Here is a 17,660-nt window from a genome sequence, read left to right as displayed (position 1 = left end):
AAGCGATGGCTCATTTAATTTGCATCAGTTTGAAGCCAAACCCCTTATCTGGTATATTTCTATAGCGTTTCTCAGTTGAGTCCAAATAGAGACCTAACAAGAGCAGCTCGTTCCCTCCTAGCGTGGGGAGTAAGATTCAAGGTCTCTCTGAGTCAGAAGGCTAACAGCAAGATTTAGAATACTACTTGCCACCAACCGAAGGCTGGGCCGATAAAACGGATAGTCGCCCATCCTACAGCCATAAGGATAATGCCTATCCAGGCACCACGAGTAGTCCAACTGACAAATAGTTCGGATTGAGCCTTTGTGATAGGAACCCAAGGCAAGATCCGAGTCTCTTGACCGTATGTTTCCCCTTGTGCGGTTTTTCGACGCTTTGCTTCACCCATAATCAGCAACTCAAATTTTACTTAGGTTCTAAATTTATCTTGCCAGGAATCATGGCTATAGAGAGGCAATGAATCGCATTACCTTCATAAAATGTAAATTGCGTAACAAATGACCTTAAGCGGAATTTTCTTCACTAGTATTAGAAAACAGGCTTGGATCGAGATAGTTAATCCGTGCCAGAGGACTTAAGGCAGCAAGAATTTGAGCGCCGTAGCTACGATTAACTACACGACTATCAAGTAAAGCAACAATGCCTTGACTTTCTCTGACTGGAGCGATCGCTCTTTGTAATTCATTCAAGGCCGCTGGCAACAAATATAAACGGAACCAATCTTGATGCGATCGCTTATAACGAGCTACCCTACCAGCTACTAGGGGATTCTCCAAAGATGGTAAAGGTAAAGTAGCAATAATTAACAGATGAGGTGCCGGCAAAACTCGTTGATGTTCTCGCCAAAATTCCCAACCGCTAATCAAAATCCCATTTTCATCCAAACAAGTTTTTTCTACTTGCACCCGCGAACCAAACTCTGAGGCTAGAATTGTTGCCACTTGAGACTTGAGTGGTACATCCCCCACCAAGACAACCGTTAATCCTGGTGCTGTAGCACTTAGACAAACCAGTGTGCGGACTTTGTGAATAAATGCCGCTTGAAATTCTGGTGTGTTAGGTAGAGGCAATTTATAGGGTACATACAGTTGAATTGCTTCTGCTTGACTTTCCGAAGAGAAATTTAAACAAGTTAAATCGTCTAAACCCAGGCGCTGTTGGAAAAGAGGAGCATCAGTTTCCGGTTCTATAGCGCTGCCAATTAAAACTACTGGTTGTCGCCGCCAAATAGGCGAGAGGATTTCTCCTAATTCCATTGGGGCGTAGTGCAAAGAAAATAAACCTTGTCGATGGGCAATAGTCGCCCAGAAGAGAGGAGGGGAGGCAGTACGCCCTTGCGGTTCCCCGCGTTGTAGCAACTGCCGTGAAGCAGCGAGGGAAAGATTTTCATCAAGGATTTGTAATTGTTGCCAGAATTGTTTCCAAGGTTCTGGTAGTGCTTGTACTGACTCTAAAACAGAATAGAGACGGCTTAAAATCTCTATTTCTGGCTGGGAAATTAGATAGCACTCATAAGGATTGGCAGGATGCTGAAAAAGTTCGTGTGTTAGTTGTACCCGTGCTTCGCTAATTGCCTCAGCTTGATTTGGGCAAGCTAGCATGAGTTGATCCCAATCATGGGGTTGAATATCTTGGGTAAGTTGATGACGCACCCAATCTTCGAGATCATCTACCCCATCAATAATTGTAGGGATACCTTGGGGAAAGCGATCGCCACCAGCAAATTGTCCTCTTAACCAAGCTTCCGGGGAGATTAACAGTAGCCCTTGAAACTCAGCATCAGGCCAAGCGTCACCTGTTCTAATCGATTTATTGGCTGGTAGCCACTGCTGTAAACGGGGAATTTCTACCTGTAGCAGAAGTTGCTGCACCGCTTCTTGAGCAACAATAATTACAGGACCATGCCACATTAGGGCTGATGCTATGAAACTGGTGCGATACCGCCCTTGATAGCCACAAACCGCCCCTACTTGAATTAGGGCACTACGTCCCAGGCGCAGGGCGCGTGCTACCAACCGTGCCATCGTCAAATGATGGGGCCAGGAAGGGAACCCCGCTTGCGATCGCAAAAAGTTATGTAGTGACAAATGAACTTCTGCCTCAATCACACGCTTTTAATTCCATACAAAGTGACTTTTACTTCCAATTGCCCCATTTCTATTATGTTGTCCTTTGTCATTTGTCATTTGTCCTTTGTGTTTGACCAATGACTAATGACCAATCACCCAATACCCTGAATTATGCCAACTTACACAGGAATTTCCAGCGAAGCCTTCAGGCATCCACTAGATCGCCAAGCCGAGCAAGCTTTACGAAATTTACCGGGATTTGATTTAATCGCTCGTAAATTTGTGGAATTTATCTACGAACGCCCTCAATTAGTCTATCTAATGGGTAACACCATCCAAGTTGGGCCGCGTCAATATTCCACTATTTACCAGATATTTCGGGAATGCGTCCGAGATTTGGACATTTACCCAGAACCTACACTATTTGTCTCGCAAAATCCCCAAGCAAATAGTTATGCGCTGGGGCAAGAGAATCCTTACATAGTCATAAATACAGGGATACTAGACTTACTAGACGAAGTTGAGATTCGGGCGGTGCTAGCCCATGAACTGGGGCATATTAAATGTGGTCATACTATTTTAATTCAAATGGCGATGTGGGCAATGAGTGCTGCTTCTGCGTTGGGAGAATTGACCTTCGGCATTGGTAATCTTGTAACACAAGGTTTAATTTACGCCTTTTTTGAGTGGAGGCGGAAAGCCGAGTTATCATCAGATCGCGCTGCACTTCTAGTGACGGATGACTTGAATCCCGTGATGTCAACGATGATGAAACTCTCTGGCGGTAGTAACAAATATGCCAATGAATGTAGTTTACAAGAGTTTATCAAGCAGTCAGAAAATTATCAGGCACTGGATAAAGATGGATTGAATCAGTTGTATAAATTTTTGATATACAATGGCGCTCAGGGTACGATGTTAACCCATCCTTTCCCAGTTGAACGCTTACATTACTTACGGGCGTGGGCAGTATCCGAAGAATACCAGCAAATCCGCCGAGGAAATTATCAGCGATCGCCTGCTTCGGGATCAGTAAATGTTTCAGCAGAATCTTCCGCAAATCAAACAGAAGCTTTACGCCGACAAATTGAAGAATTACAACGAGAAATCGACAGAATAAGAAGGTCTGAGTAGATTATTTTAGGGTGCGTTAGGCTTGTCTAACGCACCATATTCAGCTTATCCAATAGGTTACACGCTCCGTAACACTACTTTTGTTCGGTGATTGCTACTTTCTTTTATGTTTGAGAGCTAACCTTGAGCTAACTATGCCTAATAGAATTAGAGCGGCATTAATGGAAGTGGGTTCAGGAACAGGTTTAGCACTAGGAAGTTCACGAATTGTGAAAGAAGAAGAGAAATCGTTTCCGTCTAAATCATCGGGAACATCAACAGAAAACGTGAAATCGACGGACTCGCCAGGAGCAACCGATCCCCCAGACCACTGCAAATTGAAAGAACCATCCTGGAGCAGTTGCGTGAATTTAGACGAGGTAGGCTGAGGGTCAGAGCTTGAAACGTTGAAGTCAAAATCTGGAATCGCAAAGCCATAGGGGACTAAAATCAATTCAGGCGGTCCGAAGTTATCATTAACTCCGAAGCCAATCTTAAAGCTAAACCCGTTCCAAGTAGAGTTAGTATTATTTACAGCTGTTTCGGTAAAAAAATACTCTGTTGTCCCTCCTGAAAGTTCAGCGAACAATTGAGTATCAATCGGGGCTATAGCTTGAAAGGTTTTGGGAGTACAAGATAAGCCAGGGAAGTTGAGAATCTGATTCTGGCTTGCAGCTATGCTGTTGTTGTTATTAGGAAATGGCGTATTAACGGGAGTTTGAACCTGTGTACATAATATATCTCCCTGACCTGGCCCCGTAGGCGGACTTATGCTAGTAATGCTCCGAGCCTGTGCCACTCCACCAAAGCATAGATAAAACGCCAAGGTAGTTACAAGAGTTTTAGCTATTTTTTTCATTTTCTGATACTTCTGTGGTTGTTAGGAATTTCAGCAACCAAATTTTACCAGGACTTACGCATTGACAGATGAATATAAATGAGCAGTCAAGCAGGAATTTTGTACAAACCTGAATTTGGATCTGGATTTTAGCAAAAGTAATTCAGTTAAGTTTGCCACTCTAGTTTTTTTGGATTCACTTAAAGCGGATAATATTTTTTAGCTGAACTACCATCCTCTTAGGGGTGGGATAAATTTAAGATTCAAAATTAAAGACTTGAAAATTGCTTAACTATATCTCAGCATTAAATTAGATGTAGGCATTTCTCAATATGGCAATTCACTTGACAAAACAGCTTTCTGTGTTCGCTGCTATTCTAGCTATTGTCCTTTTCATGCCGGGAATTGCCTTAGCTGCACCCGTTCAACTCCATACTACTTCTGGTGTCATTTTCACCCAAACTACTAAAACTGCAAGCTACTCCACCTCGTCGGAGATTAACCTGACTCCCTTACAAAACCAACAACTCCAGGCTGTGCGTCAAAGAAGAAATAGAGAAATTGAGGCAGTTTTAAACACATCACAACGTGCCCAACTTACTCACAATCTCCGGGCTGGTAATAATATCAATAAAGCCCTAGAAAAACTGCATTTGCAACCAGAACAGCAGGAGTTGGTAAAGGCGATCGTGCAATTTACTAACTTGAAAATGAAAGCTATTTCATCTAGGCATTCGCTAAAAGTGGAGGAAAAATAAAGGTTTGACTTACAGAGTAAAATCTTTAATTATAGTTAAAGATAATCAATGATATGTTCTCTGCAATTTTTGCTTAAGAGAAGTGATCGCCTAATTATTTTTGAGTGGCGATCGCACGCGCCCTCAATGACAAATATTTATCACTGCCAACTTTTACAGTATTTATAAATTAATCTTGCCCTATTGAGCATGACGACTACCCATTAACTAAGCAATATTGCTTTTAACACCTTCATTTCTGACTACCTGGCTCATTCTCAATGGAGACTTTATCTATTATGCCCTGTCGAGACGATCTCAATAGGTAGTTAGTGTATTTGCTTGACATGCAACGAGTTGTTGTGGCTCGTTTCCGAAAATAATCGGATGCTGATGGTTATTTACGGGTTATTCACCGTTTAATACCCGATGGCAAATTTTTGGTAGTGTTTGATGGCGACACCAAATCTGAAGTTTGTAAAGATTGCAGATAATCGCCCCACTTGATTGCAGCATCTATAATTAATGTTGCCCTATTTAGTTCGTTACCATGTCGGAAGAAGATATCCGAGCCGCAAGGCTGGAGAAAGTAGAACAACTCAAGCAGCTAGGGACTAATCCCTATGCCTATCGTTGGGAATCTACCCATCATGCAGCGCAGTTGCAAGAACAGTTTGCCGATTTAGCCAGTGGTGAAGAAGTTGATTTAGAAGTTGCGATCGCTGGACGCATTATGGCGCGTCGTGTTTTCGGTAAATTGGCTTTCTTCACTTTGCAAGATGAAACCGGCACAATTCAGCTTTATCTGGATAAAAATCGCATCCAAGAAAGCATGGCAGATATTGATGCTGATGCCTTTAATCACTTGAAACAACTCACAGATGCAGGTGACATCCTGGGAGCCAAAGGTACTATTAAACGGACTGAAAAGGGCGAATTATCTGTCTACGTTAAACAATATACTATCCTGACTAAATCTCTGTTGCCCCTACCCGACAAGTGGCATGGATTAACGGATGTTGCCAAGCGCTACCGTCAGCGCTACGTTGACTTGATTGTTAACCCAGAAGTGCGGCAAACTTTCCGCCGTCGTGCCCAAATTACTGCCGGTATTCGTCGTTATTTAGAAGAACGGGATTTTTTGGAAATTGAAACACCTGTTTTGCAAAGTGAAACAGGGGGTGCAGATGCGCGTCCATTTATCACCTACCACAACACTTTAGAAATGGAGTTATATCTGCGAATTGCCACAGAACTTCATCTCAAGCGGTTGATTGTGGGTGGTTTTGAAAAGGTGTTTGAATTGGGGCGGGTTTTCCGCAATGAGGGAATTTCGACTCGACACAATCCCGAATTTACGACAATTGAACTTTACCAAGCCTACGCGGACTACAACGATATGATGGCGCTGACTGAGGGGATTATTACCACTGTCGCCCAAGAGGTACTCGGCACGCTGGAAATCACCTACCAAGGGGAACCTATAGATTTAACACCACCTTGGCGGCGGGTGACAATGCACGATTTAGTTAAAGAATCTACGGGTTTAGATTTTAATTCTTTCCAAACTTTGGAAGAAGCAAAAACAGCAAGTAAAAATGCTGCAATTCCTGGTGTAGATGAAGCTCAATCAATTGGTAAGTTACTGAATTTAGCTTTTGAAGAGAAAGTAGAAGCTAATTTAATTCAACCTACCTTTGTAATTGATTACCCTGTAGAAATTTCGCCTCTAGCAAAACCCCACCGTTCTCAACCTGGTTTGGTAGAAAGATTTGAGTTATTTATAGTAGGGCGAGAAACTGGGAACAGCTTCTCAGAACTTACCGATCCTATCGAGCAAAGAGAACGCCTAGAAGCCCAAGCTGAAAGAAAAGCTGCTGGTGACTTAGAAGCCCAAGGTGTAGATGAAGACTTTTTGACAGCCCTTGAATACGGTATGCCGCCTACAGGTGGTTTAGGGATTGGGATTGATCGGTTGGTAATGTTATTAACTGATTGTGCCAGTATTCGGGATGCGATCGCCTTCCCTCTACTCAAGCCCGAAGGCAGTGTTATTAAGCAATTTACCTATGAGCCAAAAACTCAAACACTGACTATTGAATTTGATAGTGGAAGTGTTTACGAGTATTTCAAAGTACTTCCTAGTGTCAAGGAAGATTTAGACAATGCACCGTCTAAAGGTCAATACTTTAACAAGTTTATTAAAGGTAAATTTAAATTTGAACAGTTGAGTTGAGCTAAGTAAGTACCATTCAAAAATAATTACTAATTCGTAATTAAAGCTTCAACTCCGTTCAACAGTCGGGTGCGTTAGGCAAAGTCATAACGCACCATTTTATTACCTAAGTTGCACTCACTTATTCTATATAATATTCCTTTAAAAGAATAATATGATTGACATTTCTTATAAGGAATACTATGCTGTGACGTAGGAAGTGGCCTGGACTTGGGAACTTTATCTAGATGTCAATGGGGAAATCCCCAAAGATTTACTTGCTTTTTTCATCAGGATGATTCCCGAAGAGGAGAAACCAGAAAATCCACCAAAACCATTACTGAGTGCTTCCGAAACCAGGCGTTTGCAAGTTAATCTTGGCTACCTGTGCGACAAAGGACTCGCATCACTTACCAGTGGCATCCTTGAGAAACTGGAAGATGATTTGTATGAGTTACGGATGACTAAGAGCGAACATAATCCACGGTTTATCTTAACGGCTGCTACTCCTCAGAGGTTTCTAGTGCTACACGCCTTTATGAAGAAATACGACAACGCTATCAAAGATAGAGACAAAGAACCTGCAAGAGTGAGATTGCGTGAATTGCAGCAGAGGGAACAGTGATGAAAAAGCCTAATTTTCAAGCTTGGTTACAGCAGAAAGTCAGCGACGAACCAGAGGTGATCCTGGCGGGGAAGTTAGAGTACCTGCGCCTTTATCTCACCGATGCCATGCGGGAAATACGTAATAAAGCAGGATTGACTCAGACGCAGCTAGCGAAAAAACTGGGAGTAAAGCAAGCTGCGGTGTCCAAATTGGAGTCGGCGTTAAAGGAACATGAGTTGGAATCACTGTTGCACTATTTACACGCTTTGGGTGCAGATTTGTTGGTAGCCGTAAAACAAGGGGAGGACTTATATCAAGCTAGCGATAACGAAGGTGTATTGCTGGTAGATGTACCAGATGTAGTTGCACAAAAGGCATTAGCGGCAAACATCAGCGTGCGGGAATATGTGCGTATAGCAATTGAAAAGTTTTCCAGCGAGGATGATGGACTGAGAATAGCTTTGGTAAAACTGCTGGAAAGTGACGATTCGGTAGCAATGAAAGTCAGAGAGCGTTTAGGTTCAAGGACAATCCAAGAAATTGCTGTAGAGTTGGAAAAATGTTTGAGTTTAGTTAAAGAAGAAGATAAGATTTTTGCTGTCAAAAATGTTTTGGCTGCTAATGTGGCAGTTGGAGAAAGTAATCGCAGAACTAGTGATGAAGTTGATGAAATTGAGTTATTGGATTTAGCTGAAGAATTGCTGGAGAAATTGGCAGATTTTTAGGATGACAATAAAAGCTAAGTCGATTAATTTGATATTGAGCAAATTGCTCTTAAGCAGTGTGTGTTAGTGGTAGGTAGTGCATTTAAAAAATATCTCTACAATATGGAACTGTGGAAGATGCCGAAGATAACCTTCCCTGTGCCAAATTGAACAGACGAATTAAAGAAATTGAAAACTCTACTCAGCAATTTCCCTTTTCAGAGCCTAGTTACTGGGCTGCTTTTCTTTGTCACGGTTTACGGTGATAAAATAGTATTGGGACGATTACTCGCTTACTCATCAACCTGATTTGGATCTGGTAAAAATTCAGGATTTAAAGTTTCGCCTAAAGTATAAGGGCATATTTCTGGAAAAACCTGTTCATCTAACTCAGTTTCTCGAATTGCCAAAGCCAAGCCAAGTTCATAAATAGTGAAGAAAACTTCATCTAAATAAGGTTTCAAGCTAGGGCTATCTTGCAGAAGCAGCTTAATTTGAACACGTTGCTCTCGAATTGTACCCAACCAGCTATTGCTACGTTTTTCGGATTGAAATTGCCATTTCAGTAAGTGTCCTAGCAATACCCCCAAACGATTTCTCAATTCTTGGCGTTCTCTTCTGCCCAAAGTTTCAATTTCTTCAATCAGGTTAACAGTATCTAATTGATCCCACTGTTGAGTTTTGAGCAAGCTAACCTGCTCTTGAGTCCAAGTATAGAAATCTGTTTCATATAGATGAGATGTGTACATCTTTTCAAGTGTCATAAGCTTTTATTTAGCAAAACCCCATAATGAGTTGAAATAATCAATAGTAGAGCGATGCCTACGGCGGCAAGCTACGCCTCACCTGCTATATAAAAAAATATTGGGTGGTGCCATGCTTACGGCAGCAAGCTACGCACCACCCAACCTAAAATAATCTAAAATCTAATGACTAATTCGCTACCTCTGCTACTTCGATAACGCGCCCTTCATAGTCCTTGACCAAAAAATTCAGGGGCTTGTGGTTGCGAATCTTCAATTTCAAACCGCGCATTTCGACTCGCATTAAAATCATTTCTAGGCAATCATGGTCAAAGCAAACGTGGCGTTGCTGATTTTTGCTACCTAAACTCGCGCCAGTAATAATGTGTAACTGGGTGTTTTTCTTTAATTGATACCATAGCCCATCTGTGGCATTATTCATCATTTTGCTAGACAAGCTCGGCCCAGTAGACATATATAGTGGATCAATGCCAGTTGCGCCTATAGTTTGTTCGTAGTTGTAGTAATAGTGCAAGGGCACCTCAGCTGCGGGCAAATCTAGCAGCCCTTCATACAACTGTCGGGCAATCTCCAAATCAGACACCATTACAGTGTGTACTTTTGGGGCACTGGTGAGGAACATCCACATTGCGCCAGCGTAAGCTGCTAGCAGCATCACCATAATGCCTTGGGTGGAGAACAGGCTATCTAAGGGCAAGGAAGGGAGAAAGGAGCCTAAGGTAAGGGGACTGAGCAGGAACGATATCACACTAACTGCTATAACCATGAACAAATAAGGATTCTATAAGGGAGCCGATTTTATGATTGTCGATTAAGACTAAAATTAAGTCTTTGTTTCTAGTTTATCAATACTCTAGTAGTCTGAGTCTGGGCTACAAACTGGGCAACACCAAGATATTATGCGATTAACTACGGGAGTGCAATTCCCAAAACTATTTTAACAACTATCAACTCAAAGACTTGTGCAAATTCCTCATTTTCCCGAAGCTAATCACCCGCTGGTGAAGTCGCTGTTCCATCACAGCGACGATGAACTACTAACTTTATTTCAGCGCTATCCAGATGCCGGAAAGTACTTTACGGTGATTTTTTGCCGCTATAGTCCCATAGTGTATACCTTAATTCGGCATTCAGCGCGATCGCCTGTGCAAGCAGATTATCTGTTTGCCCTCACTTGGCGGCATATTTACTACGAACTCGGTGGACTAAATTTAACTGACTCTGAATCAGGTAAGGAAGCTTTAACCATGCAAAATTGGTTAATTAATATGACAGCTTTCTGTATTAACGAGATTAAGCTACCACCTACAGAAGCAATTCATTATTCTCTTCAAACAACTTCGCCGCCACTATGGTGCTATGTACAACAGGCATTAGACCAATTACCACCTGTTTTGCGATTGATGGTGTTAATGGCTCAAACTTTCCACTGGAGCGAAACTAGAATCGCCGCCTATTTACAAGCCGAAGGAGAAGCGATCGCCCCTAGTGAAGTAGCAAATTCTCTCCAGAAAGGCTATCGTATGCTAGAGGAAAAATTACCCACAGATATTCGCACTATTTACTTTGGGGAAGATTTAGAGCAATCTTGACTTAAGGATAAATGCGTAGATTAATTGTCTTTAATTTAATAATTTAAAACTTCTTTTTAGACCTTCTACTTAAACCTGCAACTTTACAGGTAAGTTTTATGAAACAAGGACTTGTATTACCAAGGCAAAAGGTAGGCTTAGTTTGGGTAAGTGCGATTTTTCGGACTCAGATACTTTTACACAGCTTTTTACTGTTTACTTTTTTGCTGAGTCCCATAGCTGCGGGTGCGGTTGATATTACGCAACAACTCCACCGCCCAATAAATAGTTCCGTTGGGCGACAATCAAGAGATGAAGCAGACAGCTTGCTGAGTATCGGTGAACAACAATACGCCTCAGGATATGCCGACAAAACAATTGTATCTTGCTTGCGGGCACTGGAACTATATCACTTAATTGGCGACCTAAAAGCACAAGGTCTAACTTACAATTTACTTGCTAAGGCTTATGTCCAGGTTGGTAGTTTAAAAGAGGTGGAAGATGCTTTCCGACGAGGATTAGCAATCGCTCGTGATACTCAAGATTTCCAAGCTCAGATTTTTGTGCTGAATAATATCGGTACATTTTTCCTGCAACAAGGAGAATCTGCTGCTGCTAGTAAAACAGTTGAAGATGCACTCGCAATTGCTCACGATGTCAAAAATATTGAAGGAGAAGGACTATCTTTGAGTAATTTGGGTCTGGTAGCAGCCAGATTAGGAGATTATAACAAGGCGATTAAATTGGATGAAAATGCTTTAATTTTCCGCCGTCAGACTGGCGATGCCATCGGTGAAGCAAATACCTTGAATAATTTAGGTGATGCCTACCTAGCATCTGGAAATTATCAGGATACCATTGCCACTTATGGTACAGCAATGCAGATTGCTAAAACTAACCGCGATCGCACTAATGAATTACGGGCAATTGACGGTTTAGTGAAAGCTCACAGTGCTATAGGACGCTACGAACGGGCCTTTGACTTGCTAGAGCAACGTTTAGCACTCGCTGAAGAATTGCAAAATTTGCGAGAAGAATTAAAATCTTTTGAGTCTTATGCTCAATTATACAAGCAGCAAGGTAATTACCTCACTGCCCGCAATTTTTACGAAAGGGCGATTATACTGGCGCGGACATTGGAAGACAGTAAACAAGAAGTGCAATTACTAAATCAGCTAACTGAAATGCTTCAGATGAAGTAGGAGGACGGCATCGGAAATCTTTTGCATCGTTGAGAGTAGGGGCGCACAGTTGTACATTGGTGTCAACTTAACGTGAAATCGGTGGTTAGAAACCGCGTCTACACGAGACTTTACCTCCAAAAAGCTTTATTTTCTCTTAGCCCACGGAGAAAAGCTCTGTTTGTGTAGCCGCGAATTTTATTCCCCAGGGCTTAAGTTGACTGAATTGAGAACAGCTAGAACTTAACCCACGCCCTGCCTTTACTAATTCAAGAAGACAGAACCGTTTCGTTCAATTCTCATAGTACTTCTGCCTTGAGTTGCATCCGTGGCTTCCTTAAATGTAACTTCCAAACTTCCTGGCTCTGAAGAAGGTTGTGGAGTCACTATCAACTGTCCGTGATCTTCTCGTTCAAATGTCACCGTTGTTGGTACCTTTAGACCTTGCAATGTTACATCTGACTTACCTTGTAGCGATCGCGGTGCTGTATCGCCAATCACTTGGAAAGTTACATTAGCCGCAGTCTCATTTTTCAACTTGATATTAACTGTACCATTTGTTAGGGCGATCGTAGCGCTGGGGGTTTGCCGTGGTTGTAGTAGTTGTGGTTGGTCGCTGGAAACCGCCCCTGGTAAGGGCTGTTGAGTTTGCTCGCTAGGAACTGGGGGTGGTGTTGTGACACCTGATTCTGGAGCTTCACCGCCGACACTCAATCTTGTTTGCTCTGGTGATGGGGTAGCAGGCGCGGGAAGAAGCCCTTGAGCAGCTAGTCTTTTAGTTAGGGCATTAGGAGGACATCCCGGCGGCACCACAACCTGATTATTATGTGGTTCTTCGTAGAAAATTCTTGGACAAGGATTAACCTTGGGAGGAGACTGCTGTGCTACTACTTGAGGAATTACTGGCAGACTAATCACTAATCCCCCACAAATAGCGCCAAATAACTCAGCGGACTTGCGAAAATTTTGAGACTTCATATTCTTTGTGGACTCCTAGAAAAACACTTATTTTTTTAATAGTTTTTAAACAGCAAATTTAATGCGGCTAAATATTGCAATTGTTATTATATAAAGTAGTTAATTTATTTACTTTTCTACATCTATCACAGGAAACAAATATTTATTGCCGAATTAAGACTCAAGAGTTATTGGTAAAGTGACAGTAAACGTAGTGCCAATGCTTTGGACACTTTCAACTTGAATATGACCCTGATGATGTTCGACAATAGCTTGAGCGATCGCTAATCCCAATCCTGAACCTGTAGCGCTAGCTGTAGCTGTATTCCCAGTTGAATGAGTCCGTGCCGGATCTACCCGATAAAAGCGGTCAAACAAGCGTGGTAGTGCTTCTGCTGGAATTCCAACTCCGGTATCACTCACTTTAACTTGTAACTGGGCACTCGTGTAACGTAGTCCAGAAACGCGATTTATTCCCTCTATCCGCGCCAATTCCACTTTCACCTGTCCACCTGCTGGAGTGTAATGCAAGGCGTTAGCAATCAAATTTGTGAATAGCCGCACCAGTTGATCCCAATTGCCCATAAGCGTAAACCAATTTTCCAGTAATTCGGGGCTTGTTTCTGAGGCGGGAGGGTCAACTAAATTTAGAGAAAAGGTGATTTCTTTTTCAGTGACTAACAATTCTTGTTCTTCAACCACTTCCATCAGCAGGGCATCCAACGGACAAGGTGAAAAAATATCTTTGCTAATACCACTATCCTGCCGTGCTAGAAACAGTAAGTCATTGACTAACTTTCCCAAACGCTGCGTTAACCGTTCCACCACCTTTAACTGTTGCCGATACTGCATAGAAGTTGTTGCTTCTGTCTCTGCTAAATCCAAGTCAGCAAGGGCGACTTGTACATTGGTTTGAATCAAAGTAATGGGACTTCTAAGTTCGTGTGAAGCATCAGCAGTAAATTGTTTAAGGCGTTGGTAGGACTCACCTACAGGTTCCATCGCTTTACCCGAAAGAAACCAACCACTTGCGCCTACACAAAGCACCATTAACCCAATACCTAGCGCCAAATCAAAAATTAATTGGCGACTGGGTTTAGTGACTTCAAACCAGGGATGGCTTACACGCAGATATCCTAATACCTGCCGTCCCACCTCCACCCGTTGGGTAACTTGTCGTAATAACAGTGTTGAGTTTTCAGTTTTGAGTTTTGAGTGAGGAGTTTTGAGTGAGGAATTTTGAGTGAGGAATTTTGAATTCTCACTCTCTTGCTTGACTACGCGTACAGTTTCGCCAGTACGGTTAGCACGAATGGGAATATTTAAGGGTTCGGATAGCGTTGACCAAAGTAATTCGCCAGTGCGACTAAACCATTCTAGGTCAATATGGTCATCTTCTACAGTATCAGCATTATCACGAAAACTGGCTTCTAAATTAATGCGAAATTTGTCAACATCATCATTGATCGGCTCAACTACAAGCGATCGCTCTACAATTTCCACTACATGATTGAGGGTATCGTCAATCCGCTCGATTAATGTACTGCGGACATATAAATATACTCCACTGGCGAATAATAGTAGTAATACAGCGGTGATAGCAGTATACCAGACGGCAAGACGGCGACGAGTAGTTTGAAACATATTACAATGCAGAAGAAACTGCTTTAAATAAGCGAGTTAGGGAATTTGCCACAAGGAGTTTATCTTGTTGAACGGGTTCCTATTTAAAATGGCATCACTAACAGCGATACTTTACGCAATTTAGAAGTAGCAGTTAACAAAGAGTTAGTCTACAACTAAAATCTGCAATTGCCAATTGCCACCGCAGCTAAGAAAACTGAGGAGAAAAAAGAAACTCCTGAAAAATAACTATTTTGGTATTTTAATTTTTTAAACCGATAAAAGTGATAATTAGGGACAAACCGTTTCACTTGGATGCCCGATTTAATTTACTATATGTATTGTTATCCATCTGTATAGGCTACATCTGGCTACCCTAAGATCGTTATGGCAAAATCGAAGAAAAGCGCCAATCCCATCAATTTAAACGATCCACAATATTATCTTAACCGAGAGTTAAGCTGGTTAGAATTTAATGGCAGGGTGTTACATGAAGCCTGTGACGATCGCACGCCCCTTCTCGAACGCCTCAAGTTTTTGGCAATCTTTAACTCTAATTTGGATGAGTTTTTCATGGTGCGTGTTGCTGCTTTAAAGCAACAAGTAGAGGCAAAAGTCAGCCTGTTAACTCCCGATGGTCGGACACCACAACAACAGCTAGATGATATTAGGTCTACCCTAATTCCTCATGTAAAGAAACAGCATCAACATTTTGAGCAAGTACTTCGTCCTTTACTTGTAAATCAAGGCATCCATATCCTGGATTACATAGATTTAAATCAGAAACAGCGAACTCATCTCAACAGTTATTTTGAGGAACAAGTCTTTCCTGTTTTGACTCCCTTGGCTGTTGATCCTAGTCATCCCTTTCCTTTTATTTCCAATCTCAGTCTAAATCTGGCTGTTGTGGTCAAAAACCCAGACACCGAAGAAGAATTCTTTGCCAGAGTTAAAGTCCCTAGTGTTCTACCACGATTTTTACCGATACCGCCTGAATTGGGAGATCAGAACAACGAAAAACCTGCCCACTGGACTGGAGTTCCTTTAGAACAAGCGATCGCTCATAACTTGGAATCTCTATTTCCAGGGATGAATATTCAAGAATATCATCCGTTCCGCATTACCCGTGATGCCGATTTGGTATTAGAAGAAGATGAAGCAGATGATTTGTTGTTAGCTATCGAACAGGAATTGCGAAAACGGCGGCTAGGTGGGAGTCCACTCCGGCTAGAAATTCAGTCCCAAACTCCCGAAATAGTGCGATCGCGATTATTGCATGATTTGGAATTAACAGAAAGTGATTTTTATGAAGTAGACGGTCTTTTGGGCTTGCGAGATTTGATGTATTTTATGGCATTACCACTGCCGGAACTCAAAGATCCACCACGCCAATCTGTTGTACCATTACGTCTGCAAAGGTTGAGGGAACCGAGTTTAAACCCAGATTCATTGGAGACGGACGAAGGAAAAGACTTTTTTGCTGTGATTCGGGAAAAGGATTTGCTAGTACACCATCCCTATCAATCCTTTTCGGCTACAGTGGTGCGCTTTATTACCCATGCTGCCTATGATCCGAATGTGTTAGCCATCAAGATGACTCTTTACCGGACTTCTGGCGACTCGCCCATTGTCAACGCCTTAATTGCCGCTGCCGAAAATGGCAAGCAAGTATCTGTACTGGTGGAATTAAAGGCACGGTTTGATGAGGAAAATAATATTTACTGGGCAAAACGACTAGAAAGAGTTGGAGTTCATGTTGTCTATGGTTTAGTGGGACTGAAAACCCACAGTAAAACCGTCATGGTGGTACGGCGGGAAAAAGACCGGATCCGTCGCTATGTGCATATTGGCACAGGTAACTATAACCAGAAAACGGCACGGCTGTATACAGATTTGGGATTGTTTAGTTGCCGTGAAGAATTGGCTGCTGACATCACAGATTTATTTAATTTCTTGACAGGCTACTCCCTGCAAAAGTCTTATCGAGAGTTGCTGGTTGCGCCTGTGAATATGCGCGATCGCTTTTTGGCACTAATTCACCGCGAAATCGAAAATGTTCAAAATGGATTTTCTGGGCGCATTGTTGCCAAAATGAATGCCCTAGTTGATCCAGAAATCATCGCCACTTTATATGAAGCTTCCCGCGCTGGAGTGCAAATCGATTTAATCATCAGGGGTGTTTGCTGTTTGCGCCCAGGACTCAAAGACATTAGTGAAAACATTCACATAATCAGCATTGTCGGTCGCTTTTTAGAACACTCTCGGATTTTTTATTTTCATAACAATACACAGGAGGAAATCTATATTGGCAGTGCCGACTGGATGCGCCGCAACTTAGATCGCCGAGTGGAAGTAATTACCCCAGTGAAAGACCCTGATATTGCGAAAGATTTGCAAGAAATTATGGGAATTATGCTCGCAGATAATCGCCAAGCTTGGGAATTACAAGCTGATGGCACTTACATTCAACGCCGTCCCTATGATGATTCTCCAGAAGCTAATTCACAAAAAATTCTCATGAATATGGCATTACGTGCAACTGGTGTAGCCTCAACCTGATTGATTAAAAAATCAGTTACTTTTATCTTGACAACTAACTCAACTTAGTTTTTTTTAGAAAACTTTAGTTTTTTGAGAAGTTATCTAAGTTGTTTGTCATGGGTTCACACAAGTTATTCAACCATAGGATAGAGTAAGTGCTGGCACTTGTTCCCATAAACTGGAGACATTATTTTAAATAAAATTGTCTTTTTTCTAAATGTTAATGTTATCTTGTGAGCTTTCTACCTTGCGTGTTCTAGTAGTTGATGACCACGAACTGACTCGTTTAACCTTACAATTAGTTTTTTCTTGCCAGGAAAATATTCAAGTAGTAGGTTTAGCTAGTAATGGTGAAGAAGCTATAGAAATGGTTAAACGTTGCCATCCAGACGTAATTGTTCTAGATTTACAGATGCCAGTCATGGATGGCTGGAGTGCGTCTAGTCACATTAAAGCTATATCTCCAAACACCCAAATCCTTGCTTACTCCTCAGTGGAAGATGTAAATTTTCACGGGACAAAGGCAATCTCTAGCTTTGATGACGTTTGTAAGAAAGATGTATCTACAAGCGAACTTATTGCCTTAGTTAGGCAGTTAGGTCAACGTGCAGTAGACGGATAAATAATGAGCGATGTTGCTTTGTCAACTCCGGCTTAGTTCAATTCTGGGGATTTGAGGAAATGATCCTACTAAGGAGCGTCGGTATAGCCTGAAGTTAACGGTTAGACCGACGCAGTT

General features: G+C 42.0%; 16 protein-coding genes. 9 read left to right on the top strand and 7 right to left on the bottom strand.

The features are described 5' to 3' along the window. Positions 1-173 precede the first annotated feature (173 nt). Both V7K35_RS23955 and V7K35_RS23950 read right to left on the bottom strand, forming a co-directional pair. Positions 174-389 (bottom strand): DUF2839 domain-containing protein, encoded by a 216-nt coding sequence (locus V7K35_RS23955; protein WP_334795401.1) that lies wholly within the window; start codon positions 387-389, stop codon positions 174-176. Between the two features lie 115 nt (positions 390-504). Then, entirely contained in the window at positions 505-2,109 is a 1,605-nt protein-coding gene (locus V7K35_RS23950) for an ATP-dependent DNA helicase (RefSeq protein WP_335082260.1), read from the bottom strand. Positions 2,110-2,241: 132 nt separating this feature from the next. Here V7K35_RS23950 and V7K35_RS23945 point away from each other — a divergent pair, with 132 nt between their 5' ends. Beyond that, the gene (locus V7K35_RS23945; protein ID WP_335082258.1) at positions 2,242-3,204 is read left to right on the top strand and encodes a M48 family metallopeptidase; all 963 of its coding nucleotides are present in this window, start codon (positions 2,242-2,244) and stop codon (positions 3,202-3,204) included. Positions 3,205-3,298: 94 nt separating this feature from the next. Here the strand turns inward: V7K35_RS23945 and V7K35_RS23940 are convergent, their stop codons facing one another. Next, a complete protein-coding gene (locus V7K35_RS23940; protein ID WP_335082256.1) occupies positions 3,299-4,042 on the bottom strand; it encodes a PEP-CTERM sorting domain-containing protein in 744 nt (247 codons plus the stop codon). Between the two features lie 311 nt (positions 4,043-4,353). Between V7K35_RS23940 and V7K35_RS23935 the strand changes: the two genes are divergently transcribed. The 4 genes from V7K35_RS23935 (at position 4,354) to V7K35_RS23920 (ending at position 8,305) form a co-directional block, all read left to right on the top strand. Continuing rightward, positions 4,354-4,779, top strand: coding sequence for a hypothetical protein (locus V7K35_RS23935; RefSeq protein ID WP_335082254.1), 426 nt, complete (start codon positions 4,354-4,356; stop codon positions 4,777-4,779). A gap of 529 nt (positions 4,780-5,308) precedes the next feature. After that, positions 5,309-6,994, top strand: a complete 1,686-nt coding sequence (lysS, locus tag V7K35_RS23930; RefSeq protein ID WP_335082252.1) for a lysine--tRNA ligase — start codon at positions 5,309-5,311, stop codon at positions 6,992-6,994. Between the two features lie 199 nt (positions 6,995-7,193). Next, positions 7,194-7,598, top strand: a complete 405-nt coding sequence (locus V7K35_RS23925) for a type II toxin-antitoxin system RelE/ParE family toxin (RefSeq protein ID WP_335082250.1) — start codon at positions 7,194-7,196, stop codon at positions 7,596-7,598. Beyond that, positions 7,598-8,305 carry a helix-turn-helix domain-containing protein gene (locus V7K35_RS23920; protein ID WP_335082248.1) on the top strand — a complete coding sequence of 236 codons (708 nt, stop codon included), beginning with the start codon at positions 7,598-7,600 and terminating at the stop codon, positions 8,303-8,305. Before V7K35_RS23925 ends, V7K35_RS23920 begins: the two co-directional genes overlap by 1 nt. 272 nt (positions 8,306-8,577) lie before the next feature. Here the strand turns inward: V7K35_RS23920 and V7K35_RS23915 are convergent, their stop codons facing one another. Beyond that, the gene (locus tag V7K35_RS23915; RefSeq protein WP_335082289.1) at positions 8,578-9,033 is read right to left on the bottom strand and encodes a DUF29 domain-containing protein; all 456 of its coding nucleotides are present in this window, start codon (positions 9,031-9,033) and stop codon (positions 8,578-8,580) included. 184 nt (positions 9,034-9,217) lie between these two features. After that, entirely contained in the window at positions 9,218-9,814 is a 597-nt protein-coding gene (locus V7K35_RS23910; protein WP_273766740.1) for a glyoxalase-like domain protein, read from the bottom strand. Between the two features lie 196 nt (positions 9,815-10,010). Here V7K35_RS23910 and V7K35_RS23905 point away from each other — a divergent pair, with 196 nt between their 5' ends. Together V7K35_RS23905 and V7K35_RS23900 are read left to right on the top strand one after the other, a co-directional pair. After that, the gene (locus V7K35_RS23905; RefSeq protein WP_335082246.1) at positions 10,011-10,640 is read left to right on the top strand and encodes a sigma-70 family RNA polymerase sigma factor; all 630 of its coding nucleotides are present in this window, start codon (positions 10,011-10,013) and stop codon (positions 10,638-10,640) included. 98 nt (positions 10,641-10,738) lie between these two features. Further along, positions 10,739-11,821, top strand: a complete 1,083-nt coding sequence (locus V7K35_RS23900) for a tetratricopeptide repeat protein (protein WP_335082244.1) — start codon at positions 10,739-10,741, stop codon at positions 11,819-11,821. 243 nt (positions 11,822-12,064) lie between these two features. On the opposite strand, the gene V7K35_RS23895 is transcribed toward V7K35_RS23900, so the two are convergent. Both V7K35_RS23895 and V7K35_RS23890 read right to left on the bottom strand, forming a co-directional pair. Beyond that, the gene (locus tag V7K35_RS23895; protein ID WP_335082242.1) at positions 12,065-12,778 is read right to left on the bottom strand and encodes a hypothetical protein; all 714 of its coding nucleotides are present in this window, start codon (positions 12,776-12,778) and stop codon (positions 12,065-12,067) included. A 153-nt stretch (positions 12,779-12,931) separates the two neighbouring features. Next, positions 12,932-14,401, bottom strand: coding sequence for a sensor histidine kinase (locus V7K35_RS23890; protein ID WP_335082240.1), 1,470 nt, complete (start codon positions 14,399-14,401; stop codon positions 12,932-12,934). Between the two features lie 366 nt (positions 14,402-14,767). Here V7K35_RS23890 and ppk1 point away from each other — a divergent pair, with 366 nt between their 5' ends. Together ppk1 and V7K35_RS23880 are read left to right on the top strand one after the other, a co-directional pair. Then, entirely contained in the window at positions 14,768-16,939 is a 2,172-nt protein-coding gene (gene ppk1 / locus V7K35_RS23885) for a polyphosphate kinase 1 (RefSeq protein WP_442939756.1), read from the top strand. A 199-nt stretch (positions 16,940-17,138) separates the two neighbouring features. After that, a complete protein-coding gene (locus V7K35_RS23880) occupies positions 17,139-17,543 on the top strand; it encodes a response regulator (protein ID WP_334795416.1) in 405 nt (134 codons plus the stop codon). The last annotated feature ends 117 nt before the right edge of the window (positions 17,544-17,660 follow it).

The sequence above is a fragment of the Nostoc sp. genome, from assembly GCF_036917275.1.
Classification (GTDB): Bacteria; Cyanobacteriota; Cyanobacteriia; order Cyanobacteriales; family Nostocaceae; genus Nostoc.
This window is presented reverse-complemented; position numbering and strand designations above follow the sequence as displayed.